Raw genomic sequence first — 24,041 nt, 5'->3', positions numbered from 1 at the left:
AAACTTCCTTCAGGGCTGCCAGGCGTTGGCGATGTGGCGAGGGAACGCGCCGGGCGCAAGGAGGATCACGTCGACGCGAATATCTTCGCCCTCTCCCGCATAGCGATGCGCCACCGCCTCGCTCGCCGCGGCGACCCGGGCGAGCCGGCGCTGGTCGATCGCGTGGTCGAGTTCCTCGCGCTTTTTGCGCCACTTTACTTCGACGAAAGCGACCAGTTTCCCGCGTTTCGCGACGAGGTCGATTTCGCCCGCCGGAGTCTTCACGCGGCTATCGAGGATTTGCCAGCCCTTGGCCTTCAGCCAGAACGCGGCGCGCGTTTCGCCGTCGCGACCGCTTTGTTCGGCCCGCTGGCGCTTCATTCCGATTTCATCTCCATCGCGCGGGCATAGAGCGTCTTGCGGTCGAGCCCTGTCGCCTTGGAGACTTTCGCGGCGGCCTGGCTGGCCTTCATCGTCTGCATGGCCTCGCGCAGCATGGTGTCCGCATCGGCATCGCTCGGCGCGTGTTCTTCAGGCGGGCCGACAAGCAGGACGATCTCGCCCTTCGGCGGATGCGCGTCGTAATAGGCCATCAGCCCGTCGGCGAGCCCCCGGCGGCATTCCTCGTGCAGCTTGGTAAGCTCGCGCGCGACGGCTATCTCGCGCTCGGGCATGATCTCCTTGAGCGTGGCCAGAGATTTGAGGAGGCGCGGCCCGGTCTCGTAGAAGACCAGCGTGGCATCTGTGGCGCCGAGCTCCTCAAGCGTCTCGCGCCGCGCCTTATCCTTGGCCGGGAGGAAACCGGCAAAGAGGAAGCGGTCGTTCGGCAGCCCGGCCAGCGTCAGGCCGACCACAGCAGCGCACGCGCCCGGAAGGCTGGTGACGGGTATCCCCTCGGCCCGGCAATCGTTGACCAGGCGGTAGCCCGGATCGGAGATCATCGGGGTGCCCGCATCGCTCACCAGCGCCACCGCACGGGTGCGCATCGATTCGACCAGACGGCCACGGTCGCGATGCTCGCTGTGATCGTCGTAACGCCACAGCGGCTTGGAAATGCCGAGGTGCTTCAAAAGCTTGCCCGTCACCCGCGTATCCTCGCACGCCACGCCATCACAGCGTGACAGGATGTCCACGGCCCGTAGGGTGATATCGCCGAGATTCCCGATAGGGGTGGCAACAAGGTAAAGACCGGGTGTAAGGCCGTCAGGAAGAGGTTGGGCGCTGTCGCTCACCCTCCCCCCATGAACCACATTCGAGGGACGCGGCAAGAATGAACCGAGCATTTGTCACCCGGCGCAACATGATGATGGCCGCAGGCGCGGTCCTGCTTTCGGGCTGTTCGATCATTCCCAAGGGAGGCGATACGCCGACGACGGGCACGCCTACGCCCGAACCGAGCGCGACCAGCCTGCCGCAGGACCAGGGCCTGCACCGCGTGGCGCTGCTCGTGCCGCTGTCGGGCCAGAACGGCGAAGTCGGCCAGGCGATTGCCAACGCCACCACCATGGCGATCCTCGATACCGAGGCGAGCAACCTGCGTATCACGACCTATGACACCGCGCAGGGTCCGCAGGCCGCGGCGCGCGCGGCACTGGCCGATGGCAACAAGCTCATCCTCGGTCCGCTGCTTGGCAGCAATGTCGTTTCCGTGCGCGCCGAAGCAGCACCGGCAAACGTCCCGATCATCAGCTTCTCCAACGATACCAGCGTGGCCGGACCGGGCGTGTTCGTGATGGGCCATGTGCCCGAGCAGTCTATATCGCGTAGTGTCGAGTACGCCCGTGACGGGGGTGCGCGCAGCTTCGCGATCCTCGCGCCGGACGGCGACTACGGAAACCGCGCCGAAGCGGCGCTGCGTTCCGCGCTCTCCGCCCACGGCGGGAGCCTGGTGGCGAGCGAACGCTACGCCCGCACCAACACCTCCGTCGTCAGCGCCGGCGGCCGCCTGCGCCAACGGGGCGGCTTCGACGCGGTCCTGATTGCCGATGGCGGCACGGCCTCGATCCGTGGCGGGGAAGCGGTGAAGTTCGACGGATTGCAGATTCTCGGCACCGACCGGTGGAGTGGGGATAGCGCTGTCCTGCGCTCCTCGGCCCTGCGCGGCGCGATCTTCTCGGCCGTCAGCGATGCGCGCTACGCCGGGTTTGTGCGCAGCTACGAAGAACGCTTCGGCGGCCAGCCATACCGGGTCGCCACGCTTGGCTACGACGCGGTCCTGCTGACGTTGCGCGCGGCGCGTGACTGGCGTTTTGGTCGCCCCTTCCCCACCGATGTCCTGTTCCAGTCGGGCGGGTTCGACGGGATGGACGGACCGTTCCGCTTCCAGCGCAACGGCGTCGTCGAGCGCGCGATGGAAGTGCGCCGCGTGGGGAATGGCGATGTCGACGTGGTCGCAGCGGCTCCGCGGGGCTTCTGACAGGCGGATAACCTCGCCGCCCTTCTTGCCGGGGGGCGTGAGCGCGATATAGCCTGTCGTCATGTCCGACGATCTGTTCGAAAACACGCCGACATCCTCCGGCGATTATGACGCTTCCTCGATCGAGGTCCTCGAGGGCCTCGAACCCGTGCGCCGCCGCCCCGGCATGTATATCGGCGGGACCGACGACCGGGCGCTGCATCATCTCGTCGCCGAAGTGCTCGACAACTCGATGGACGAGGCGGTCGCGGGCCATGCGAGCCGGATCGAGGTGCGCCTCGAGGAAGGCAACCGCGTCACCATCACCGACAACGGGCGCGGGATGCCGGTGGCCGAGCATCCGAAATATCCGGGCAAGTCGACGCTCGAGGTGATCCTCACCACGCTGCATTCGGGCGGCAAGTTTTCGGGCAAGGCCTACGCCACCAGCGGCGGCCTGCACGGGGTCGGCGTCAGCGTGGTCAACGCGCTGTCCGATTACACCCGTGTCGAGGTAGCGCGCGACAAGACGCTCTACGCGCAGGAATTCTCGAAGGGCGCGCCGAAGGGCGGGATCGAGGAACTGGGGCCGACCCCCAACCGCCGCGGCACCACGGTCACCTTCATTCCCGACACCGAGATTTTCGGCGACCGCAAGTTCAATCCGAAGCGCCTGTTCAAGCTTGCCCGTTCCAAGGCCTATCTCTTTGCAGGCGTGGAAATCCGCTGGAAATGCGCCGAGAGCCTCGCCTCCGAAGAGGTCCCCGCAGAAGCGGTGTTCAAATTCCCCGGCGGCCTTGCCGACCACCTTGCAGAGCAGCTGAACGGGCGCGAATGTGTCACCGCGCAGCCCTTCGCGGGCAAGCAGGCCTTTCCCGAAGCCGACGGCCTCGAACAGGGCAGCGTCGAGTGGGCGATTGCATGGCCGCTCTACTCGGACGGCTCGACCAGCTGGTATTGTAACACCGTCCCCACCCCCGACGGCGGGACGCACGAGCAGGGCCTGCGCGCTGCAATTACCAAGGGGCTACGCGCTTTTGGCGAACTAACCGGCACGAAAAAGGCCAAGGACCTGACCGCCGACGACATCATGGTCGGCGGCGATGTCATGCTCAGCGTATTCATCCGCGATCCGCAGTTCCAGAGCCAGACCAAGGACCGCCTGACCTCGCCCGAGGCAGCCCGCCTCGTCGAGAACGCGGTGCGCGACCATTTCGACCATTTCCTCGCCGACAACATGGAGCGCGGCAAGGCGCTGCTGGGTCAGGTCATGGAGCGGATGGACGAGCGCCTGCGCCGCAAGCAGGAACGCGAGATCAAGCGTAAGACGGCGACCAACGCCAAGAAGCTTCGCCTGCCCGGCAAGCTCACCGACTGTTCGGGCGAAGGCGACGGCGAAACCGAGCTCTTCATCGTCGAAGGCGATTCGGCAGGCGGCAGCGCCAAGCAGGCGCGCAACCGCAAGACGCAGGCGATCCTGCCGATCCGCGGCAAGATCCTCAACGTCGCCTCGGCCACCGCCGACAAGATCCGCGCCAACAGCGAAATCGCCGACCTCAGCCTCGCCATGGGCTGCGGGACGCGCAAGGATTGCGACGCGGAAAACCTGCGCTACGACCGCATCATCATCATGACCGACGCCGATGTCGACGGGGCGCATATCGCCACGCTGCTGATGACCTTCTTCTTCCAGGAGATGCCCGACATCGTGCGGAACGGGCACCTCTATCTGGCCCAGCCGCCGCTGTACCGCCTCACCGCGGGCAAGGAGAGCCGCTATGCCCGCGACGACGAGCATCGCAAGGAACTGGAAGAGACCGTCTTCAAGGGCAAGAAGGTCGAGGTGGGCCGCTTCAAGGGCCTCGGCGAAATGAACCCCGCGCAGCTCAGGGAAACCACTATGGACCCGGACACGCGCAGCCTTATCCGGATCACCCTACCCGCCGAATTCGAGCAGCGCGCAGTGGTGAAAGAACTCGTCGACCAGCTCATGGGCCGCAACCCCGAACACCGCTTCAACTTCATTCAGAACAATGCGGGCGAATTCGACCGGGACATGATCGATGCCTGAGGGGCCTAACAAGGACCCGCGCGAAGACGACATCGTCTACGACGACCGCCGCATCTCGCGCCCTGACGCCTCTGTGCCGGACTGGGCGAGCGTCGATGCGACCTATCGCCCCGTTCCCATCGTGTGGTTCGCCGGTGCGCTGCTCCTGCAAATCATCGCGCAACCGGTCCTGTTCGCAATTGTGCGCGGCGTGCTCGGGCTTTCGCCTCTGATCGTAGTCGCGGTGGCGCTGCTGGCCAGTGGTGTCATCTGGCATTTCGCCATGGAGCGCGGAATGGCGGCGGCATCCTTCGCTTGGCGCCTTGCCACGGCTCTCATGCTGGCTTTCTTCTTCGGCATAACCGCGCTAACGGCCCTCTTATAAGTCCCTGACAGAAGAGACAATATGCCCGAGGCCGTCCGCCAACGTTACGAGAAGATCGGCCGCCGCCGGGTGCTCTCCCTCCTGGGGGTGGGCTTTGGCCTGCTGGCCATCGCGATCATCGCCGCCATTGTCACCCTGGGTTCGATCTCGGAGGATACCGATGAGGTCGAGCTTGTCCTGGAGCGCCAGGCCGCGATCGACAGCCTCGCCACCTACAACGAGCAAATTTCCGCCGGACGCCGCGGCTTCCTGTTGCAACCGGACCCTGCCTTCGCCCGCACCGTGCGCGAGGCCAGCACCGATTTCGAGACCGAACAGGCGCGGCTAGAGGACATGCTTGAGATGAGGGAGCAGCGCGAGCGGCTCGATCAGATCAAGACGCTCAACGCGCAGCGCACCGTGTTGATCGACGCGATGTTCAGCGCTCCCGACGAAGCCTTTGCCGAAGCGCGCAACCTCGATTTCAACGAGGACACCGGCGTTCTTATCACTCAGGAGATTCGCCAGATCGCCGAAGAAATGTCGGCTTTCGAAGCGGAAGAACTCGTCCGCCGCAACCGGGCGCAGCTCGATAGTCTCAAGCTGTTCTACGTGGTCGGGGGCATCGCATTGCTGCTCCTGCTTGGCGTGTTGATCAGCGCAGTGCTCGTGGTCTTGCGCTACAACCGCGAGCTTGCAGCTGCGCAAGTTGGCCTGCGCGATGCCAATCTGGGTCTCGAGAAGGCTGTGCAGAACCGTACGGCGGAACTGATGCGCGCGAATGAAGAAATCCAGCGCTTCGCCTATATCGTCAGCCACGATTTGCGCTCGCCGCTAGTGAACGTGCTCGGCTTTACGGCCGAACTGGACGAAGCGCGCAAGATCATTCGCGAACATCTGGAAGAGCTATACGAGGCTCATCCGAAGCTGCGTGACGAGGCAACCTGGCTCGCTGTCGACGAGGACCTCCCCGAAGCCCTCGGCTTCATCCGCTCCTCGACCGAGAAGATGGACCGGCTGATCAATTCCATACTCGAACTGTCGCGACAGGGCCGACGCAAGCTCCAGCCCGAGACACTCGACATGGAGGAACTCGTGCAGGCCATCGCCGATTCCATTCACCAGTTTGCGGAAGATGCCGGCGCAACCGTCGAAGTGAAATCGATACCCGAACTGGAAAGCGACCGGATCGCGGTCGAGCAGATCCTCCAGAACCTGATCGAGAACGCGATCAAGTATTCCAGCCCCGACCGCGCGGGCGAAATCATCGTCGAAGGCAGCAAGGCCGTCGGCACAGTGCGCATCGATGTGATCGACAACGGGCGCGGCATCGCTCCTGAAGATCAGGAACGGATTTTCGAGCTTTTCCGCCGCGCCGGTACGCAGGACCGGGAGGGCGAAGGCCTCGGCCTCGCCAATGTCCGCGCCCTCGCCTATCGTCTGGGCGGGACGATCGAAGTCGAATCAGAACTTGACCGCGGCTCTAGATTCAGGCTTTCCCTGCCCGCAAATTTCGTTGCCCAGGAGGCACTTGCATGAATTCCCAGCAAACTGTCAGCATCGTCATGATCGAAGATGACGAAGGCCACGCACGCCTGATCGAAAAGAACATCCGCCGTGCCGGTATTTCGAACGACATCAACCACTTCACCGATGGCACGACGGCGCTGGAGTATCTCTTCAACGATCCCAGCGGCCCGGCGCACGGCGGCCCGGCGCTGGTCCTGCTCGACCTCAACCTGCCCGACATGAGCGGGACGTCGATCCTCGAAAAGATCAAGCAGGACGAAAAGCTGCATCGCACCCCCGTCGTCGTGCTGACCACCACCGACGACAAGGTCGAGATCCAGCGTTGCTACGATCTGGGCTGCAACGTCTACATCACCAAGCCGGTGAACTATGAGAGTTTCGCCGACGCCATCCGCCAGCTTGGCCTGTTCCTTTCCGTGATCCAGGTCCCTTCGGCAGACGATCAATAGAACCGAAAAAGATCCTTTATGTGGACGACGACGCCGGTCTGCGGCGGCTGATCCAGCGCGCTCTGGGCAAACGCGGTTTCGACGTCGAGACCGCCGAAAGCGCGGAAGAAGGCCTCGCCTGCATTGCGCGCACGAAATACGACCTCGTCGCGATCGACAACCATATGCCGGTCAAAAGCGGCCGCCAGATGCTGGACGATATCGTGAAATTGGAGGGCCATCCCGCCGTCGTCTTCGTGACCGGCGACAGCGACACCGCCGTAGCTGTCGAGGCGATCCACGCAGGCGCGACCGATTTCGTGGTGAAGACGGTGGGTGACAGCTTCTTCGACCTGCTCGACAGCCGTTTTCGGCAGGCCTTTGCCCGCGACCGGCTGGAACGCGAAAAGCGCGAGGTCGAAGCGAATTTGCGCGAAGCCAACGAACGGCTGGAAATGCTGGTGCGCGAGGTACACCACCGCGTCTCCAACTCGCTGCAGATGGTGCAGAGCTTCGTCGCCATGCAGGCGAACCAGACCGATTCCAAAGATGCCAAGGACGCGCTCGAGGCGACCCAGAACCGTATCAAGGCGATCGGAAAGGTTCACCAGAACCTCTACACTCGCGGCGATCTGACGACGATCGATCTCGATGAATATCTAGGCACGCTGGTGGAGGAATTTCGCTCCAACATGTCCGAAACCGACGACTGTGTGGAACTGACCTACGCTTCCGATCACGTCGAAGTCTCGCCAGACGATGCGGTGAATGTCGGCGTGGTGGTGAATGAGCTGGTCAGCAATGCGGCCAAATACGCTTTCGGCGAAGGCAAAAAGGGGCGCGTCGATGTCGTCCTTGCCGCATTGGACGATGGCTACAGCGTCACGGTCAGCGACAATGGCGGCGGCATAGTCCAGGGCGCGGCTCCCACCGGAACGGGGCTCGGCATGCGGATCATCAAGGCGATCACGCGGTCGCTGGGCACCAGTCTCGAGCAGCTCGAGTGCGAGGCCGGAACCAGCCACCGCTTCATGGTGAAGACCGACCCTTCCTAATCGACCAGCCGCGTCTCGACCGAAATGCGGCCTTCCAGCGTCTTGTGAACCGGGCATTTGTCCGCAATTTCAAGCAGGCGCTGCCGCTGGTCCGCATCCAGCTTGTCGCCCGTAATCGTAATCTCGCGCGTCAGCAGCTGGTGGGGCATCCCGTCTTCTTCCGCGAGGCACTCCTTGCAGTCCTTCGCATGGTCGCGCGAGTGCGTGAGGTGGATCTCGACACCTTCCAGAGGCCAATCCTTGCGGTCGGCGTACATCTTCATCGTCATCGAGGTGCAAGCCCCCAACGCGCCCAGCAGCAGGTCGTAGGGCGTGGGTCCGGTATCGTCGCCACCGTACGACTTCGGCTCATCCGCAATGAAGCGGTGCGAGGTGGTGTGAATCTCCGTGCCGAACTTGCCGTGCCCCATGCAGGTGACAACGCCCTTTTCCGGCATCGGCCAGTCCTCGCGCATGGGTAGATAGCGGTGCGCCCAGCCAGCGATGACACTGGCGACGAACTGGGCGTCCTCTTCGCACAGCAGCAGGTGGTCAGCGCCTTCGAGGCTGACGAAGCTCTTGGGATGTTTGGCCCCCTGGAACAGCGCGCTGGCGTGCTCGATCCCGACCACATCGTCGATGGGCGAATGGAGGAACATGAGCGGTTTGCGCAGCCGTGCGACCTCGGCAAGAAGGTCGGTGTTCTCGACTTTCTCGACAAATTCGCGGCCCAGCGTGAATTCGCGCCCGCCAATGCGGACCTCGCCCTGCCCCGCCTCGCGGATGGCTTCGATATCGCCCTCGATATTGGCGAGGACATGGGGAATGTCGGAAGGGGCGCCAATGGTGGCGATGGCAGCGATCTTGTCGAAGCCGATATCGTCTGCCGCCGCCAGCACGGCCGCGCCGCCGAGGCTGTGGCCGATGAGGAGGATCGGCTGGGCGAAGCGGTCGAGCACATCCTCCGCCGCCGCGACGAGGTCGGACACATCCACGGCAAACCCCGCACGCCCGAAATCCCCGCCGCTGCCGCCCAGCCCGGTAAAATCGAAGCGCAGTGTCGCAATACCCTCGCGCGCCAAGGCACGGGAGATAGCCACCGCTGCCTTGCTGTTCTTCGTACAGGTGAAACAATGCGCAAACAGCGCCGCACCGCGCACGAGGCCAGTGGGCAGCTCCAGCGAGCCGGTCAGCTCATGGCCCGCGTCGGTGGGGATGGTGATATTCTCGGTCGGCATGAACCCTCCTTCGGCGCAGCGCCTATTGCGGTTACAACGCCCCCTTGCCCTTACCGTGCCCGCCCCCTAACGCTGCTCGGAAAGTTGCAAGGGAAAACCGATGTCAGAACCGACCAGTTTCGAAGGCACCCAATCTTATATCGCCACCGAGGACCTGAAGGTTGCGGTGAACGCCGCGGTTACGCTGCGCCGCCCGCTGCTGGTGAAGGGAGAGCCGGGCACCGGCAAGACGGTGCTAGCGCATGAAATATCGAAGGCGCTGAACGCCCCGCTGATCGAGTGGAACGTGAAGTCGACCACCAAGGCGCAGCAGGGCCTGTACGAATACGACGCGGTCGCCCGCCTGCGCGACGGCCAGCTGGGCGACGAGCGCGTTCACGACATTTCCAACTACATCAAGAAGGGCAAGCTGTGGGAGGCCTTCACCTCCCCCGAGCTGCCCGTGCTGCTGATCGACGAGATCGACAAGGCCGATATCGAGTTCCCGAACGACCTCTTGCAGGAACTCGATCGCATGAGCTTCGACGTCTACGAAACGCATGAACGGATCGAGGCAAAGGAACGCCCGATCGTGGTCATCACCTCGAATAACGAGAAGGAACTGCCCGACGCTTTCCTGCGCCGCTGCTTCTTCCATTACATCAAGTTCCCCGACCGCGACACGATGCGCGAGATCATCGAGGTCCACTTCCCCGACATCCAGAAGAACCTCGTCAGCAAGGCGATGGAAATCTTCTACGAGCTGCGCGAAGTCCCGGGCCTGAAGAAAAAGCCCAGCACCAGCGAACTGCTCGACTGGCTCAAGCTGCTGCTGAACGAGGACATGCCGCTCGACGTGCTGCAGGACAGCAACCCAAACTCGGCCATCCCGCCGCTCCACGGTGCGTTGCTCAAGAACGAGCAGGACGTGATGATGTTCGAGCGCCTAGCATTCATGGCGCGCCGCCAGACGTGACCGGCTTCGTCGCACACAAAAAGGGCCGGAAAGCACTGCGCTTCCCGGCCCTTTTTCTTGGAGTAACTTTGAGGCATCAGCCGAAGCTGTAGGCGAGCTCGAAATCGCCCCAGCGACGCCCGCCGATGGTGACCGGAACATAGACGTTGCGCACCACGCGATAGGTCTTGCCGTCGTTTTCCTGGCGATAGACCGCCATCATGTAAGGCGCGCTGCTGTTCTTGGCACGCTGATCGATCGGGTCGAGGATCTTGCGACCGTTGCGGCAGTTGCGCACATCGACTTCGTAATTGCCTGTCGGTGCCTGCGAATGGCGCGTAAGATGCGTCGGCAGGTAGCCAGCCATATCGGTGCAGGCGGCGGCCATGACGCGGCTGTCGCCTTCGGCGGCATCGTCGAGCACGTGGCGCCAGTGATCATGCGCCCAGTCCATCAGCCCCGTGCGATAGCGGATCGGGTTGCTGCCCTCGATTTGCACATAGTTCTGGTCGAACAGCTGATCGAGCGAGAGCTTACCCTCGGCGATAGCCTTTTCGGCGAGTTCTTCGACCTGGCGCGCGCGCTTCTGCGCGGCTTCCACCATCGCGCTGTCCTGCGGCGAAAGTCCGGCCTGTACGATGCGGTCGAACATTTCGCTTGCCGTGAGTTCCAGCTCCTCGATCCGCTCATGCGCGGTTTCGAGACGCTGCTCGTTCTCATTGGCCGCCCGGTCGAAGCTGTCGATGACGGCCGAGACGCGGTCGACGTGTTCGGTCATCATGCCGGTGGCGCGGGTGATTTGGTCGTTCTGCTGGTCGACTTCTTCCACCAACTGGCTGACGCCGGCGATGGTGGCATCGATGCTGGCGACCGAAGTCTTGGCCTCGTTGGAGGCCTTGGCGCCCGCCTCGATACGTTCGATCACGGTCGAAGCCTCGCTGCCCAGCGTCTCGATCACTTCGGCGATCTCGTCGGTGGCCTTGCGGGTTTCGCCGGCGAGCGTCTTCACCTCGTTGGCAACCACGGCGAAAGTGCGGCCTGCATCGCCGGCGCGCATCGCTTCGATGGTGGCGTTCAGCGCGAGGATATTGGTCGTCTCGGCAATCTGCTCGATGTCCTGTGAACAGCGCTTCACCTGGTCCATCGCCGCGGCGAAACCGGTGACATGCGTCGCCAGAGTTTCGACGAGGTCGAGCAGGTTGGTGATTTGCGAAAGCGAGGATTGGATCTGGCTCGTGCCCATGTTGAGGCGTTCGATCGCCCGGGCCGAGAGGATACGCGCCTCGTCGCTCGCTTCGGCGACCTTGCGCTGGTCCGCTTCCAATTCCTTGACGGTCCCTTGCAGTTCCACGTGTTCGGCACGCAGGATTCCCGAGCTGTCGAGCACCGCCTGGACGATACCGGCAACATCGGAACAGCCGACCGTAACCTTGCCGCATGCTTCGGGAATACGCTCAAGCGCGGAGGCGCCTTTCACGTCGATTGCACTGGCTTCCATAAACCCGACCCCCTTTTTGGTCTTCTTCGAGGATGCCTCCTAGGGAAGAATGGTTAGCGGACCGTTAAGTTTGTCGGGATTTTACAGGAAATGATAAAGGGTGGCGCAGCTGACCGCGCCGCGATAGGGAAACGGCATGTTCTTCAATTTCGTCGACGAGCTCCGCGCCGCAGGGATCCAGGCCAGTTTCAAGGAGCATCTCACGCTGCTCGAAGCGCTGGACAAGCAGGTCATCGGCCAGTCGCCCGAAAGCTTCTATTACCTCAGCCGCGCCACCTTCGTGAAGGACGAAGGCCTGCTCGACCGGTTCGACCAGGTTTTCTCCAAGGTCTTCAAGGGCATCATGACCGATTACGGCCAGAACCCGGTCGACGTGCCGGAAGACTGGCTGAAAGCGGTGGCCGAGAAATTCCTCTCCGAAGAAGAGATGGAGAAGATCAAGAGCCTGGGCGACTGGGACGAGATCATGGAGACGCTGAAAAAGCGCCTCGAGGAACAGGAAAAGCGCCACCAGGGCGGCAACAAGTGGATCGGTACGGGCGGCACCTCGCCCTTCGGCAATTCGGGATACAACCCGGAAGGCGTGCGGATCGGCGGGGAAAGCCGGCACAAGCGCGCGATCAAGGTGTGGGACAAGCGCGAGTTCAAGAACCTCGACAACACCAAGGAACTGGGCACGCGCAACATCAAGATGGCGCTGCGCCGCCTGCGCCGCTTCGCGCGAGAGGGCGCGGCGGACGAGCTCGATCTGGATGCGACGATCCGCGGCACAGCCAAGCAGGGCTGGCTCGACATCCGCATGCGACCCGAACGGCATAACGCGGTCAAGCTGCTGCTCTTCCTCGATGTCGGCGGATCGATGGACCCCTTCATCAAGGTCACCGAAGAGCTGTTCAGCGCCGCGACCAGCGAGTTCAAGAATCTCGAATTCTTCTACTTCCACAATTGCCTTTACGAGGGCGTCTGGAAGGACAACCGCCGCCGCTGGCAGGAGCGGACCAAGACCTGGGATGTGCTCCACAAATACGGGCACGACTACAAGGTCGTCTTCGTCGGCGATGCGGCAATGAGCCCCTACGAGATCACCCATCCGGGCGGCAGCGTCGAGCATATGAACGAGGAAGCGGGCGCCACCTGGATGCAGCGCGTTGTGAACACCTATCCCGCCACCGTGTGGCTGAACCCCGTGCCTGAGAAGCAGTGGGGCTATTCGCAGTCGACCAAGGTCATGAAGCACCTCGTCAACGACCGTATGTATCCGCTCACGCTCGACGGGCTGGACGACGCCATGCGCGAATTGAGTCGCAAGCAGGGGTAATGATCGGCGAGTTCCTGGCCTCCCGGCGCAAAGCCATCCGCCGCAAGATCTTTTCAAACCGAAGGTCCGCTGGCCTGCACGGTATCGAGCCCGACGCGGCCCTAGGACTTCTGCCCCTGTTTCCGATCATCGCAGCCGCATCGCTCGGATATGTGAAGATCGCTTTCGTGCTTATGATCCTGTTCGGCATACCCGGCCTGGCTTACGGAGGCTTCGTGCTGTGGACGGGCTTTCGCGCCTATGCCGAACGCGAGGATCGCAGATACGAGCGGCACACGAGGAAGCACCTGTCGCGCGAATACAACCGGGATGACTGAAGCCAACGGTCGCAGGCACACCCGCTTCGAGGGCATCCGCCAGCGCCTCGAGACATTTGATCCGGGTAGCGGCTGGAAGCTGTGGCTCTACGAATTCCTGCTGTTCGGCTTCAAGCAGGCCTGGGCGTGCCTGTTCGGCGCGCTGCTATTGGCTCTGCTGCTCCTCACCCACTTCGTTTACCCCGACGACGCCGCGCTGCATCGCTACGATTTCCTCACGCTGGCGGCGCTGGCGATACAGGTCGGCATGCTGCTATTCCGGCTGGAAACCTGGGACGAGGCGAAAGTCATCCTGATCTTCCATGTCGTCGGCACGGTGATGGAGTTGTTCAAGACCGCTGCCGGCTCGTGGATATATCCCGAGGACAGCTTCCTCCACATCGCCGGCGTCCCGCTGTTCTCCGGCTTCATGTACGCCAGCGTCGGCAGCTACATCGCGCGCGTCTGGCGCATCTTCGACTTCCGCTATTCGGCCTACCCGCCGCGCTGGGCAACCTATGCGCTGGCCGCGGCGATTTACGTCAACTTCTTCGTGCACCACTGGCTGCCGGACATCCGGCTGCTGCTCTTCGCGATCACTTTCTGGTTGTTCCGCAAGACCAGAGTCCACTTCCGCAACTGGCGCGTGCACCGCTGGATGCCGCTCCTGCTGGGCTTCCTCCTCGTCGCGCTTTTCATCTGGTTTGCGGAGAACATCGCCACCTTCGCCAACGCCTGGAATTATCCGGGGCAGGAGGACGGTTGGGAAATGGTCAGCCTAGCCAAGCTCGGCAGCTGGTACCTGCTCATGCTGATCAGTTTCGTGCTGGTCAGCCTCGTGCAGCCGGTAAAGCCGCCAGGCGATTGAGATGAAGAGGTAACTTTGGCATAACGGGCTCGAAGGAGAGACAGGATGAAACTGCTAGCTCTTGGTGCCCTTTCCCTCATCGCCAGCGCTGCGCTCGCCCAGACCGAGTTGATTGAACCGACGGAACGCGATGCCGAAGATTTTGAACCGCGAGCAGAAGCGGAGCAGCCCAACTGTGACGATCGTATAACGAAGGTACGCTCCGCCAACGGCCAGCCCGAACTGGATGCCACGCCGGCTTCGCCCGATGAGGCTTACTTTATCGCGGCGGTCGACCAGAGTATCGACGGTTGCGCGGTGATGGTCTTGCGGCAGGACACTACCGACGTCCGCCCACTTCCTCAGGTCGAAGACGAGGTGAAGCTGCGCAAGCTCAACTGACGATCAACCGTAGAGCAAGTGCGGCGCGATGGTTTCGCGCCAGCTTTCCTCGTCAGCATGGGCGATGGCTTCGAGATCGCCCGGTTCGGCTTCGCTGTCGTCCACCCATTCGCGCAAGGCCGGGCCGCCGTTGATCACGTCGATAGCGAGGCGGTCGAACTCGTACTCATAGGGGAAATCGCGCCAGATCTCGTAATCGGAATAGAGGTTGCGGATCGCCTTGAAAGCAAGCGCCTGCAAGCGCCAGGGCTTGAATTCGTGATGGTCGTAGAACTGGCCTTCGGCGTGTATCATCAAGCCGTTACAGAGCGTTCCTGCGTGCTTGTGGAAGGTCGGTTCGAACCAGCATTCGCGCAGGCGGCATCCGCGCAGCCACATCGGCGACAGGCGCTTCATTTCCTCCAGCACGGCAAGCGCGTCGATATCGGGCGCGCCGAACAGCACTTCCAGCGGGCGTGTGGTCCCCCTCCCCTCGCTCAAATTCGTGCCCTCCAGCATCACCGTGCCGGCATAGGCGCGGGCCATGTTGAGGCTGGCGGCGTTCGGGCTGGGATTGATCCAGATGCGCTCCTGCGGCCATCCGTACCCGGGCGCCTTGCCCGGCTTCCAGCCTTCCATCGGGATGACGCGGTAATCGATGTCGAGGCCGAAGTGGTCGATGAACCAGTGGCCCATCTCGCCCATCGTCATGCCGTGCCGCATCACCATCGGCGCGGCGCCGACGAAGCTTTCCTGCCCGGGCAGCAGCAGCGTCCCTTCGACCGGGCCGCCGGCCGGGTTGGGCCGATCGAGCACCCAGACCGACTTGCCCGTTTTCGCCGCTTCCTCCACCACGTAGAGCAGCGTGGTGACGAAGGTGTAGATGCGGCAGCCCAGATCCTGCAGGTCGAACAGGAACACATCGGCCGTCGACATGGCCTGCCCGGTCGGGCGGCGCACTTCGCCATAGAGGCTGAAGACCGGGATGTCGTAACGCGGATCGGTCTCGTCCGAAGTCTCGACCATATTGTCCTGCTTGTCGCCCTTGAGGCCATGCTGCGGACCGAAGGCCGAGGTGACGTTGATCCCGCGTTCGATCAGCGCGTCGAGCGAATGCTCGAGCTGCGCTGTGACGGATGCCGGATGGGCTATCAGCGAGACCCGCTTGCCTTCGAGAGGCGCGCGCAGTTCGCTTTCGGTGAGGAGACGATCTATGCCGAATTTCATGCGGTTGTCGGTGCAGCAAGCCGCGCGGTGAAGCAAGCGGGATCGTGGAAATCGGGCTGATCGCCGGGGTGGCAGAGCGCCCAGAAGCTCTTGATGCCGCCCTCTTCCTCCAGCACGCAGGTCAAACCGGCGGCGCAGTCTTGCTGTGGAAGTGCGGCTGCGGGAATCGCGGCGTCGAAGACGGCGAAGCTGCTGCCCTGCCGCATGGTGCATTCCGGCTCGCGCGGGACCGGGCGGTTTTCCATCCCGTCGCGCTGGGTCGAGAAGTCATAAGCCGCCCAGCGTTCGGACGGAGAGAGATTGAATTCGCAATAGGCCTCGCCGCCTTCGGGCTTGAGGAACAGCTCGAAACAGGTCGTGCGCCACAACTCGTCCGCCCTGCCCTTGCCTGCGAACGGCGGGACCACCAGCTTGCCCGTGCCCTCGATACGCCAGCGCAGGCGCAGCCAGTTCTCGTCCCGCGACACAATCCGCGCCGCGACGGAAGTCACCTCAAGCGGCGGATAGGCCGTGTGCGCTTCCAGTTCATGCGTTTCCAAAGCCAAATCCCCATGCTAGCGGGCGCTCCATCATGAGCACCTACCAATCCAAACTCCTGCGTCTGCTCGAAGAGCGCGGCTATATCCACCAGATTACCGATCCGGAAGGACTGGACGGTCTTGCCGCGCGGCAAATCGTGCCCGGCTATATCGGTTTCGACGCTACCGCGCCGAGCCTCCACATCGGCAGCCTGGTGCAGATCATGATGCTGCGCCGCTTGCAGCAGGCCGGACACAAGCCGATCGTGGTGATGGGCGGCGGCACGACCAAGGTGGGCGACCCCTCGGGCAAGGACGAAAGTCGCAAGATGCTCGACGATGCGGGGATCGACGCGAATATCGCCGGCATCCGCACGGTGTTCGAGCGTCTGCTCACATTCGGCGACGGGCCAACCGATGCGGTAATGGTCAACAATGACGAGTGGCTGAGCCAACTCGGCTATATCGATCTGCTGCGCGATGTGGGTCCGCATTTCACGGTCAACCGCATGCTGACCTTCGATTCGGTCAAGCTGCGCCTCGACCGCGAGCAGCCGCTGACCTTCCTCGAATTCAACTACATGATCCTGCAGGCCTACGATTTCCGCGAGCTGGCGCAGCGTTACGACTGCCGTCTCCAGATGGGCGGGAGCGACCAGTGGGGCAATATCGTCAACGGCATGGAACTGGCGCGCCGCATGGACGGGCGCGAGCTTTATGGCCTGACCACGCCGCTGCTGACCACCGCCGACGGGTCCAAAATGGGCAAGACCGCGGCGGGCGCCGTGTGGCTCAACGAAGAGCAGCTGCCCGCCTATGATTTCTGGCAGTACTGGCGCAATGTGGACGACCGCGATGTGGGCCGTTTCCTGCGCCTCTTCACCGACTTGCCGCTGGACGAGATCGCCCGCCTCGAAAGCCTCGAGGGCGCGGAGATAAACCAGGCGAAGACCATCCTTGCTAACGAAGTGACCGCGCTTGTCCGCGGCTCCGAAGCGGCCGATCTTGCGGAGCGCACGGCGGCGGAAACTTTCGCCGGCGGCGGCGCGGGAGAGGATTTGCCCAGCATCTCGGTCGGCGCGGAAGGCATGCGCATCGGCGCGGTGCTGACGGGCCTCGGCTTCTGCGCGTCGGGCAAGGAAGCCAAGCGCAAGCTCGCCGAAGGGGCGGTGAAGCTCGATGGCGAGGCGGTGACCGATCCGGGATACCTCGTCGAAGTGGCAGATGGCTGCCAGGCAAAGCTTTCGCTCGGCAAGAAGAAACACGCGATTATCTGCCGTTGACCGATAGTTAGCGGGCGCTCTCTCGCGAAAACTTGCAACCCGGTTTACCAATTATTTGGCTTTATGAGCCATTACGGTGTGGGTCACGAGAACATCAAAAAGGGTTCACACCGCATGAGCGCCGGAGCACAACTCAGCGTAACCGACCAGCGCCGCATGGCGCGGCACCCGGTCGATCACCCGGTCATTGCCGAGCATTACGGCAAGGGCGACATGCGGATGCATATCGCCAATATCTCGGCCAATGGTTTCATGATCGACGATGCGGAAAGCATCGGTCGCGGGGAACGCGTGGTCGTGCGCCTGCCGGTCATCGGCCGCATCGAAGCCTATTGCATCTGGTGCCGCGACAACCGCGCCGGCTTCCAGTTCGAGCGCATCATCCGCGTCGACGACTTCCTCGCCATGATCGATACGCTCCAGCCCAACCCGCGCCTGCGCAAGCTGCGCTGAGGGGAAGCACCAACATTCGTTTCTAAACGAGCAAGCAGGCGTCTCTTCACAAGCGAAGGGGCGCCTGCCATGCGTTTGGCGTGACGTCCAAAACCGCGCCCTCTCCCGAGACTTCGCCTCTCAGAATCCCGAACTTCCGCGCCTACTGGCTATCGCGCCTGTCGATGACGCTGGCGCAATACGCGATGATGCTGATCATCGGCTGGCAGACCTACAACATCGCGCGCGACAGCGGGATGAGCGTTGCCGAAAGTTCGGGCCAGCTGGCGCTGATCGGCCTGCTGCAATTCGTCCCGCTGTTCATCCTCACGCCGTTCAGCGGCTGGGCGGCGGACCATTTCGACCGCCGCAATCTTGGGCGGCTGACGGTTCTGCTGCAACTGGTGTGCGCGGGCCTTCTGGCCTGGCTCACCTGGACCGACGCGGTGAGCCTGCCGTGGATATTCGGCGTCGCGATCCTGCTCGGCATCGCGCGCGCCTTTGCCGGGCCGGCGCTGTCGGCCCTTGCCCCCAATCTCGTGCCCAAGGCGATCCTGCCCAACGCAATCGCCCTGTCGAGCATCTCGTGGCAGGTCGGCATGATCGTGGGGCCGGCTGTGGGTGGCTACACCTACGCGATCTTCCCGTCGCTGCCTTACATCACGGCAGCCGCGCTCTTCCTCGTCTCGATCACCGCGCTATCCTTCATCGGCAAGGTCCCCCAGCCTCCACGTCCGCAGAACCAGCGCCCGATCCACGCCATGGTCGAAGGCCTGCGCTATGTGGTGCGCAACAAGATGGTGTTGGGCGCGATCACGCTCGATCTCTTCGCCGTTTTCCTCGCCGGGGCGACCGCGCTCTTCCCCGTTTACGCCCGCGACATCCTGCAAGTCGGCGAGACCGGCCTCGCGCAGCTCGCCATGGCCCCTGCCGTCGGCGCGGCGCTGACCGCGCTCTATTTCTCCTTCCGTCCGCTCAAGACCAATGTCGGGCCCAAGATGCTGTGGGCCGTAGCCCTCTTCGGACTGGCGACCATCATCTTCGGCTTCTCGACCTCCATGCCGCTCAGCCTCGCCATGCTCTTCATCGTGGGCGCGGCGGATATGTTCAGCGTCTATATCCGCCAGTCGCTGATCCAGCTCCACACCCCCGACGAGAAGCGTGGGCGCGTGTCCTCGGTCAGCCTCCTGACGATCAGCGCCTCGAATGAATTTGGCGACTTCTTTTCGGGCAGCCTCGCTTACGCCATCGGCCCGGTCGCGGCAGTCGTGACCGGCGGCACCGGCGCCATCATCACAGTCGCCATGTGGGCGAAAATCTTTCCCGTTCTTCGCACGACCCGGACCTTCGACCCGCCTGAGGAATTGCAAGAACAACCCGTTCGAAAAACACCCCCGGAAGAAGAACTCCAGGAGCAATTGCCATGAAAGCCCAGTCCGTCCTCGAAACCATCGGCAACACGCCGCACATCCGCCTTGCGCGCCTGTTCCCCGACCACGAGGTCTGGGTGAAGAGCGAGCGCGCCAATCCCGGCGGATCGATCAAGGACCGCATCGGCCTCGCCATGGTCGAGGATGCGGAAAAGGCCGGCAAGCTGAAGCCCGGCGGCACGATCATCGAGCCGACCAGCGGCAACACCGGCATCGGCCTTGCGATGGCCGCCGCAGTCAAGGGCTACAAGCTGGTACTCGTCATGCCCGAAAGCATGAGCATGGAGCGTCGCCGCCTGATGCTGGCCTATGGCGCAACCTTCGACCTCACCCCCAAGGAAGGCGGGATGAAAGCCGCTATCGCCCGCGCCGAAGAACTGGTCGAAAGCACCGACGGCGCATGGATGCCGAGCCAGTTCGACAACCCGTCGAACTTCGAAGTCCACAAACGCACCACCGCGCGAGAAATCCTCGCCGATTTCGCCAATGAACCCATCGACGTGATGATCACCGGCGTCGGCACCGGCGGCCACCTCACCGGCTGCGCCGAGGTGCTGAAAGAAACCTGGCCCGAAATGCTCGCCTATGCAGTCGAGCCCACTCTCTCCCCCGTCATCAGCGGCGGCGATCCCGGCCCGCACCCGATCCAGGGCATCGGCGCAGGCTTCGTGCCCGAAAACCTCCACACGGACAGCATCGACGGTGCGATCCAGGTCGAACCGGAAGACGCCAAGGAATGGGCGCGGCGCTGTGCGGCCGAGGAAGGCCTGCTGGTCGGCATTTCAAGCGGCGCGACGCTGGCGGCGATTGCGAAGAAACTGCCGGAACTGGATGCTGGCGCTCGCGTGATGGGCTTCAATTACGACACGGGCGAGCGGTACCTGTCGGTGCCGGATTTCCTGCCGACCGAATAACCGCTTTGACTTAGACCAGACAAAAGGGCGCCCTCCTCGCGGAAGGCGCCCTTTCTTGTGTCTCGCGTTAATCAGGCGGCCGTCTGGAAGGCGTCTTCGCCCAGTGCCATCAGGCTGTCGCTGCCCGCTTCGAGCTTGCGGCGCAGCGCGCCGGCGTCGGGCAGGTAGCGGTCCATGTAATAGCGCGCGGTGGCGAGTTTCTGTTCGTAGAACGCCTTGTCGTCGCCCGCACTGGCAAGCTTCGATGCGGCGACCTTGGCCATCTTCAGCCACATCAGGCCGAGCGTCACGATGCCCATGATGTGCATGTAGTGATGCGCGCCCGCGCCGAGGTGGTTGGGGTTCTGCATCGCGTTCTGCATGAACCACATGGTCGATGCCTGCTGCTGGCCCAGCGCCTTTTCCAGCGCCTCGGCCATGTCCTTCAGCTCGTCGACTTCCTTGGCGGCGGAGATTTCCTCGCCCACGTGCTTGAAGAAGGCCTGCACCGCGGCGCCGCCCTTCTGGGCGAGCTTGCGGCCGCAAAGGTCCATAGCCTGCACGCCGTTGGTGCCTTCGTAGATCTGGGCGATACGCGCGTCGCGGACGAACTGGCTCATGCCCCATTCCTCGATGTAGCCATGGCCGCCGAAGACCTGCTGCATATTGGTGGCAACTTCATAGCCCTTGTCCGTGCCGTAGCCCTTGATGACCGGGGTCATCAGGCCAAGCAGAAGATCGGCCTCGGCGCGCTCTTCCTCGGTCTGCGCCTTGTGCGTCAGGTCGACCAGCAGGCCGCCCCACAGGGCAAGAGCGCGCATGGCTTCGGTGAAAGCCTTGGCGTCCATCAGCATGCGGCGCACGTCGGGGTGGACGAAGATCGGATCGGCCTGCGCTTCGGGCTCTGCCGGGCCGGTCAGGGCGCGGCCCTGCCGACGGTCGAGCGCATAGGCGACCGCGTTCTGGTAAGCAACTTCGGCCTGGCTAAGACCCTGAATACCGACCCCGAGGCGCGCGGCGTTCATCATGATGAACATGGCGGCGAGACCCTTGTTCTCGTCGCCGACCATCCAGCCCTTGGCGCCGTCGTAGTTGAGCACGCAGGTCGAGTTGCCGTGAATGCCCATCTTCTCTTCGATCGAGCCGCACATCACGCCGTTGCGCTCACCCGGAGTGCCGTCCTCGTTCACGAGGAACTTCGGGACGACGAAGAGCGAGATGCCCTTGGTGCTGTCGGGCGCGCCCGGGGTCTTCGCGAGGACGAGGTGGATGATGTTCTCGCTCATGTCGTGTTCGCCGGCCGAGATGAATATCTTGGTGCCGGTGATGGAGTAGCTGCCGTCACCCTGCGGCTCGGCCTTGGTACGGATCATGCCGAGATCGGTGCCGCAATGAGGCTCGGTCAGGTTCATGGTGCCGGTCCATTCGCCCGAGACCATCTTGGGCAGGTACATTGCCTTCTGCTCGTCCGAACCCTTGGCCACCAGCGCCGAAATCGCGCCGTTTGTAAGGCCCGGATACATGCCGAAAGCCTGGTTGGCGCTGGAGATGAATTCTTCCATCACGAAGCCGAGGACGTGCGGCATGCCCTGCCCGCCGAACTGCTCGTCATGCGCGAGCGTGCCCCAGCCCGCCTCACGGAACTGGTCGAAGGCTTCCTTGAAGCCCGGAGGCGTGGTCACCGAACCGTCTTCGTTTCGCACACAGCCATGCTCGTCGCCCACGCGGTTGAGCGGCGCGAGCACCTCGGCGCAGAACTTGCCGCCTTCGTTAATGACGGCATCGGTCACATCGTCCGTTGCCATTTCGAAGCCGGGAAGATTGCCGTAGCTGGCAAGGTCGAGCACTTCGTTGATGATGAAGCGCGTGTCGCGGGTGGGTGCGGTGTAGGTGGGCATTGTAAGTCCTTGGAGAGAGTGTCGTTTGGTCGGCGTCTCGCCGGGGGAGGAAATTTCAGTCCAGCTGTTCTTCAACAAGCGAGATGAATTCGGTCAGTTCCTTGATCGAACTGTCGATGTCGGCGCGCTGGGCCTTCAGCTTGGAGACGTGCTTCTTGCACTTTTCCAGCGTCACGCGGCGCTGTTCGGCACGGCCATCGTCGAGATCGTAAAGGTCGATCATTTCGCGGATCTCGGTCAGCGAAAAACCGACGTTCTTGGCGCGCATGATCCACGCGAGCCGCGCGCGATCGCGCTTGGAATAGATGCGCGTCAACCCCACGCGCGAGGGAGCGATAAGCCCTTCGTCCTCGTAAAAGCGCAAGGCGCGCGCCGTGCAGCCGAACTCGCTGGTGAGATCGGAGATGGAGAATTGTTCGCGTTCGAGCTTGTCGGGCCGTTCGAGGTGGGCGCCGGCGTGGCGACGATCGTTTTCGGCATGCGGAAGCGGCTGGGTCATGCCCATGCCAATAGATCAACGTTTACGTAAGCGTCAAGACTTGACGGGTTGGAGAATACCGTCTTCCAGCCTGCGATAGAAACAGCTCACCGCGCCGGTATGGCAAGTCGGGCCGGCCGGGAGGCACCGCAGAACCAGCGCATCCTGGTCGCAATCGACGAGGATTTGCTCGACCTGCAGCGTGTTCCCCGAGGTTTCCCCCTTCTTCCAGAGCGTGCCGCGCGAGCGCGAATGAAAATGGGCGATGCCGGTATTCAGAGTCGCGTCGACCGCCTCCTGGTCCATGAACGCTACCATCAGAATCGCGCCCGAATCCGCGTCCTGAACGACTGCGCTCAGCAAGCCCTTGTCGTCGAATTTGGGAAGGAATTGCGATCCGGTTTCGCGTTCAGTCTGATCGGTGGACACGATTGCTCCGATAAATTGTAGAAATACGACAGGTTGTTGCAGGATCACCACAAGGGGTGTCCAAAATCGACACTAGCGGCAGAAGACTGTTTGATGAACGGCCATTTTGAGTGATGTTCCCAATCGCAGGTTATGTGAGGCCTGCCCACCGGAACGACGGTGCCAGCAGAGCGCCAGGTTCAGGGGGTCCCGGATCCGCAGCCGCATGGGGGTTTATATGCGGCGCATCCGGTAACGATGAGGGATAGGGCCTGGTGCATGCTGGGGGGCTGCACCAAAACGACCCGGTGTATTTCGTCACGTGGCGCCCGGGATCTTCGGATCCCGGGCGTTTCGTTTATCGGGCATGGTCGAGCGCTTCATCGAGCACCCGCGCGAAGCAGGTGATCACGACCGTCCGCGCGCCGGCACGTTTCAGGGCTTTCACACAGGCCAAGCTGGTCGCGCCGCTGGTCAGCACATCGTCGACCAGCAGGATGTCGCGCCCCTCAATCTGGTTTTTGTGCCTTACCGCAATCGCGCCTGCCAGCGCTCGTGTCCGGGCCTTTGCTCCCATTCCCCCGAGGCTCGGCGTACGCTTCGTGCGGATCAGCCCGTCGACCAGCAGCGTCCCACGGCCCGCCTTCTCCAGCTCGCGCCCCAGCAAGGCCGCCTGGTTGAAGCCGCGCTGCCATAGCCGCCAACGATGGAGCGGCACCGGGATGATGACACGCTCCGTTTCTGTGACCGGAATTCGCGCCGCCATCAAGCGCGCAAGTACCGGCGCGAGCCCGATACGCCGCCCGTGCTTGAGCGCGAGGATCAGCTTGCGCGAGGTGTCAGTATAGAGCGTTCCGGCCGCAATGCCGTCATGGAGTGGCGGCGATCCGAGGCACGGCGCGCAGAAGCTCCCTTCGGGTATAGCCTCGTTCCCGAAAGGACGCTGGCACGCGGCGCAGGAAGGCTCCGAAGGGATGGCGAGACCGGACCAGCATTCGACACACAAGCCGCCCTGTTCGCCCGTCGCTTCCCCGCAGGCAGGGCAGCGCGGCGGGTAGATCAGGTCCACAATCGGCGCAATCCCATCGCGCAACACCCGCCCCATCGTGGTTACTCTCCCCATAGGAACCTGCTGCATGGCTTGCATGGATTTGGCAAGCGCGGCAGGGGAGCGCGCGATGG

The 24,041-nt window shown here is 63.1% G+C and carries 25 protein-coding genes; 15 read left to right on the top strand and 10 right to left on the bottom strand.

Annotated features, from left to right (window positions below):
- Window positions 1-9 precede the first annotated feature (9 nt).
- Window positions 10-360, bottom strand: a complete 351-nt coding sequence (locus K3148_RS12165) for a YraN family protein (protein ID WP_221425029.1) — start codon at window positions 358-360, stop codon at window positions 10-12.
- Complete coding sequence (gene rsmI / locus K3148_RS12160; protein WP_221425028.1) at window positions 357-1,211, bottom strand: 16S rRNA (cytidine(1402)-2'-O)-methyltransferase; 855 nt, start codon at window positions 1,209-1,211, stop codon at window positions 357-359. The genes K3148_RS12165 and rsmI overlap by 4 nt, the downstream gene beginning before the upstream one ends.
- Before the next feature lie 38 nt (window positions 1,212-1,249).
- On the opposite strand from rsmI, the gene K3148_RS12155 reads away from it, so the two are divergent.
- From K3148_RS12155 to K3148_RS12130, 6 genes are all read left to right on the top strand, one after another.
- Window positions 1,250-2,395 (top strand): penicillin-binding protein activator, encoded by a 1,146-nt coding sequence (locus K3148_RS12155; protein WP_247711576.1) that lies wholly within the window; start codon window positions 1,250-1,252, stop codon window positions 2,393-2,395.
- 61 nt (window positions 2,396-2,456) lie between these two features.
- Window positions 2,457-4,445 carry a DNA topoisomerase IV subunit B gene (gene parE / locus K3148_RS12150; protein WP_221425027.1) on the top strand — a complete coding sequence of 663 codons (1,989 nt, stop codon included), beginning with the start codon at window positions 2,457-2,459 and terminating at the stop codon, window positions 4,443-4,445.
- Window positions 4,438-4,809 carry a hypothetical protein gene (locus K3148_RS12145; RefSeq protein WP_221425026.1) on the top strand — a complete coding sequence of 124 codons (372 nt, stop codon included), beginning with the start codon at window positions 4,438-4,440 and terminating at the stop codon, window positions 4,807-4,809. Before parE ends, K3148_RS12145 begins: the two co-directional genes overlap by 8 nt.
- 21 nt (window positions 4,810-4,830) lie before the next feature.
- Complete coding sequence (locus K3148_RS12140) at window positions 4,831-6,327, top strand: sensor histidine kinase (RefSeq protein ID WP_221425025.1); 1,497 nt, start codon at window positions 4,831-4,833, stop codon at window positions 6,325-6,327.
- Entirely contained in the window at window positions 6,324-6,767 is a 444-nt protein-coding gene (locus K3148_RS12135; protein WP_221425024.1) for a response regulator, read from the top strand. The genes K3148_RS12140 and K3148_RS12135 overlap by 4 nt, the downstream gene beginning before the upstream one ends.
- A 20-nt stretch (window positions 6,768-6,787) precedes the next feature.
- Entirely contained in the window at window positions 6,788-7,801 is a 1,014-nt protein-coding gene (locus K3148_RS12130; RefSeq protein WP_221425023.1) for a histidine kinase dimerization/phosphoacceptor domain -containing protein, read from the top strand.
- Here K3148_RS12130 and K3148_RS12125 read toward each other — a convergent pair.
- Window positions 7,798-9,018 (bottom strand): bifunctional alpha/beta hydrolase/OsmC family protein, encoded by a 1,221-nt coding sequence (locus tag K3148_RS12125; RefSeq protein WP_221425022.1) that lies wholly within the window; start codon window positions 9,016-9,018, stop codon window positions 7,798-7,800. The genes K3148_RS12130 and K3148_RS12125 overlap by 4 nt on opposite strands.
- Before the next feature lie 100 nt (window positions 9,019-9,118).
- Between K3148_RS12125 and K3148_RS12120 the strand changes: the two genes are divergently transcribed.
- Entirely contained in the window at window positions 9,119-9,973 is an 855-nt protein-coding gene (locus K3148_RS12120; RefSeq protein WP_221425021.1) for an AAA family ATPase, read from the top strand.
- Between the two features lie 76 nt (window positions 9,974-10,049).
- On the opposite strand, the gene K3148_RS12115 is transcribed toward K3148_RS12120, so the two are convergent.
- A complete protein-coding gene (locus K3148_RS12115; RefSeq protein ID WP_221425020.1) occupies window positions 10,050-11,450 on the bottom strand; it encodes a methyl-accepting chemotaxis protein in 1,401 nt (466 codons plus the stop codon).
- Window positions 11,451-11,586: 136 nt separating this feature from the next.
- On the opposite strand from K3148_RS12115, the gene K3148_RS12110 reads away from it, so the two are divergent.
- From K3148_RS12110 to K3148_RS12095, 4 genes are read left to right on the top strand one after another with little or no spacing between them, the layout of a single operon-like run.
- Complete coding sequence (locus tag K3148_RS12110) at window positions 11,587-12,768, top strand: vWA domain-containing protein (protein WP_221425019.1); 1,182 nt, start codon at window positions 11,587-11,589, stop codon at window positions 12,766-12,768.
- Window positions 12,768-13,085: a hypothetical protein gene (locus K3148_RS12105; protein ID WP_221425018.1), complete on the top strand. Its 318-nt coding sequence runs from the start codon at window positions 12,768-12,770 to the stop codon at window positions 13,083-13,085. The genes K3148_RS12110 and K3148_RS12105 overlap by 1 nt, the downstream gene beginning before the upstream one ends.
- Window positions 13,078-13,932 carry a DUF817 domain-containing protein gene (locus K3148_RS12100; RefSeq protein ID WP_221425017.1) on the top strand — a complete coding sequence of 285 codons (855 nt, stop codon included), beginning with the start codon at window positions 13,078-13,080 and terminating at the stop codon, window positions 13,930-13,932. The genes K3148_RS12105 and K3148_RS12100 overlap by 8 nt, the downstream gene beginning before the upstream one ends.
- A gap of 45 nt (window positions 13,933-13,977) precedes the next feature.
- Window positions 13,978-14,313: a hypothetical protein gene (locus K3148_RS12095; protein ID WP_221425016.1), complete on the top strand. Its 336-nt coding sequence runs from the start codon at window positions 13,978-13,980 to the stop codon at window positions 14,311-14,313.
- Window positions 14,314-14,316: 3 nt separating this feature from the next.
- Here K3148_RS12095 and K3148_RS12090 read toward each other — a convergent pair whose 3' ends face one another.
- Both K3148_RS12090 and K3148_RS12085 read right to left on the bottom strand, forming a co-directional pair.
- Window positions 14,317-15,519, bottom strand: coding sequence for an exo-beta-N-acetylmuramidase NamZ family protein (locus tag K3148_RS12090; protein WP_221425015.1), 1,203 nt, complete (start codon window positions 15,517-15,519; stop codon window positions 14,317-14,319).
- The gene (locus tag K3148_RS12085; protein WP_221425014.1) at window positions 15,516-16,058 is read right to left on the bottom strand and encodes a DOMON-like domain-containing protein; all 543 of its coding nucleotides are present in this window, start codon (window positions 16,056-16,058) and stop codon (window positions 15,516-15,518) included. Before K3148_RS12085 ends, K3148_RS12090 begins: the two co-directional genes overlap by 4 nt.
- Before the next feature lie 32 nt (window positions 16,059-16,090).
- On the opposite strand from K3148_RS12085, the gene tyrS reads away from it, so the two are divergent.
- The 4 genes from tyrS to cysK all read left to right on the top strand — a co-directional run bounded on the left by tyrS (window position 16,091) and on the right by cysK (window position 20,096).
- Window positions 16,091-17,320: a tyrosine--tRNA ligase gene (gene tyrS, locus K3148_RS12080; RefSeq protein ID WP_221425013.1), complete on the top strand. Its 1,230-nt coding sequence runs from the start codon at window positions 16,091-16,093 to the stop codon at window positions 17,318-17,320.
- 114 nt (window positions 17,321-17,434) lie between these two features.
- A complete protein-coding gene (locus tag K3148_RS12075) occupies window positions 17,435-17,773 on the top strand; it encodes a PilZ domain-containing protein (protein ID WP_221426715.1) in 339 nt (112 codons plus the stop codon).
- Between the two features lie 80 nt (window positions 17,774-17,853).
- Window positions 17,854-19,179, top strand: coding sequence for an MFS transporter (locus tag K3148_RS12070; protein WP_282099583.1), 1,326 nt, complete (start codon window positions 17,854-17,856; stop codon window positions 19,177-19,179).
- The gene (gene cysK, locus K3148_RS12065) at window positions 19,176-20,096 is read left to right on the top strand and encodes a cysteine synthase A (RefSeq protein WP_221425012.1); all 921 of its coding nucleotides are present in this window, start codon (window positions 19,176-19,178) and stop codon (window positions 20,094-20,096) included. The genes K3148_RS12070 and cysK overlap by 4 nt, the downstream gene beginning before the upstream one ends.
- A gap of 71 nt (window positions 20,097-20,167) precedes the next feature.
- Here the strand turns inward: cysK and K3148_RS12060 are convergent, their stop codons facing one another.
- From K3148_RS12060 to K3148_RS12045, 4 genes are all read right to left on the bottom strand, one after another.
- Complete coding sequence (locus tag K3148_RS12060) at window positions 20,168-21,973, bottom strand: acyl-CoA dehydrogenase C-terminal domain-containing protein (protein ID WP_221425011.1); 1,806 nt, start codon at window positions 21,971-21,973, stop codon at window positions 20,168-20,170.
- Window positions 21,974-22,028: 55 nt separating this feature from the next.
- Window positions 22,029-22,478, bottom strand: coding sequence for a MerR family transcriptional regulator (locus K3148_RS12055; RefSeq protein ID WP_006832064.1), 450 nt, complete (start codon window positions 22,476-22,478; stop codon window positions 22,029-22,031).
- A 27-nt stretch (window positions 22,479-22,505) separates the two neighbouring features.
- The gene (gene hisI / locus K3148_RS12050; RefSeq protein ID WP_221426713.1) at window positions 22,506-22,880 is read right to left on the bottom strand and encodes a phosphoribosyl-AMP cyclohydrolase; all 375 of its coding nucleotides are present in this window, start codon (window positions 22,878-22,880) and stop codon (window positions 22,506-22,508) included.
- Window positions 22,881-23,217: 337 nt separating this feature from the next.
- On the bottom strand, window positions 23,218-23,997 hold the full coding sequence (locus K3148_RS12045; RefSeq protein ID WP_247711575.1) for a ComF family protein: 780 nt from the start codon (window positions 23,995-23,997) through the stop codon (window positions 23,218-23,220).
- Window positions 23,998-24,041 lie beyond the last annotated feature (44 nt).

Origin of the sequence: Qipengyuania aurantiaca (assembly GCF_019711375.1) — a bacterium.
GTDB classification, from domain to species: Bacteria; Pseudomonadota; Alphaproteobacteria; order Sphingomonadales; family Sphingomonadaceae; genus Qipengyuania; species Qipengyuania aurantiaca.
This window is presented reverse-complemented; position numbering and strand designations above follow the sequence as displayed.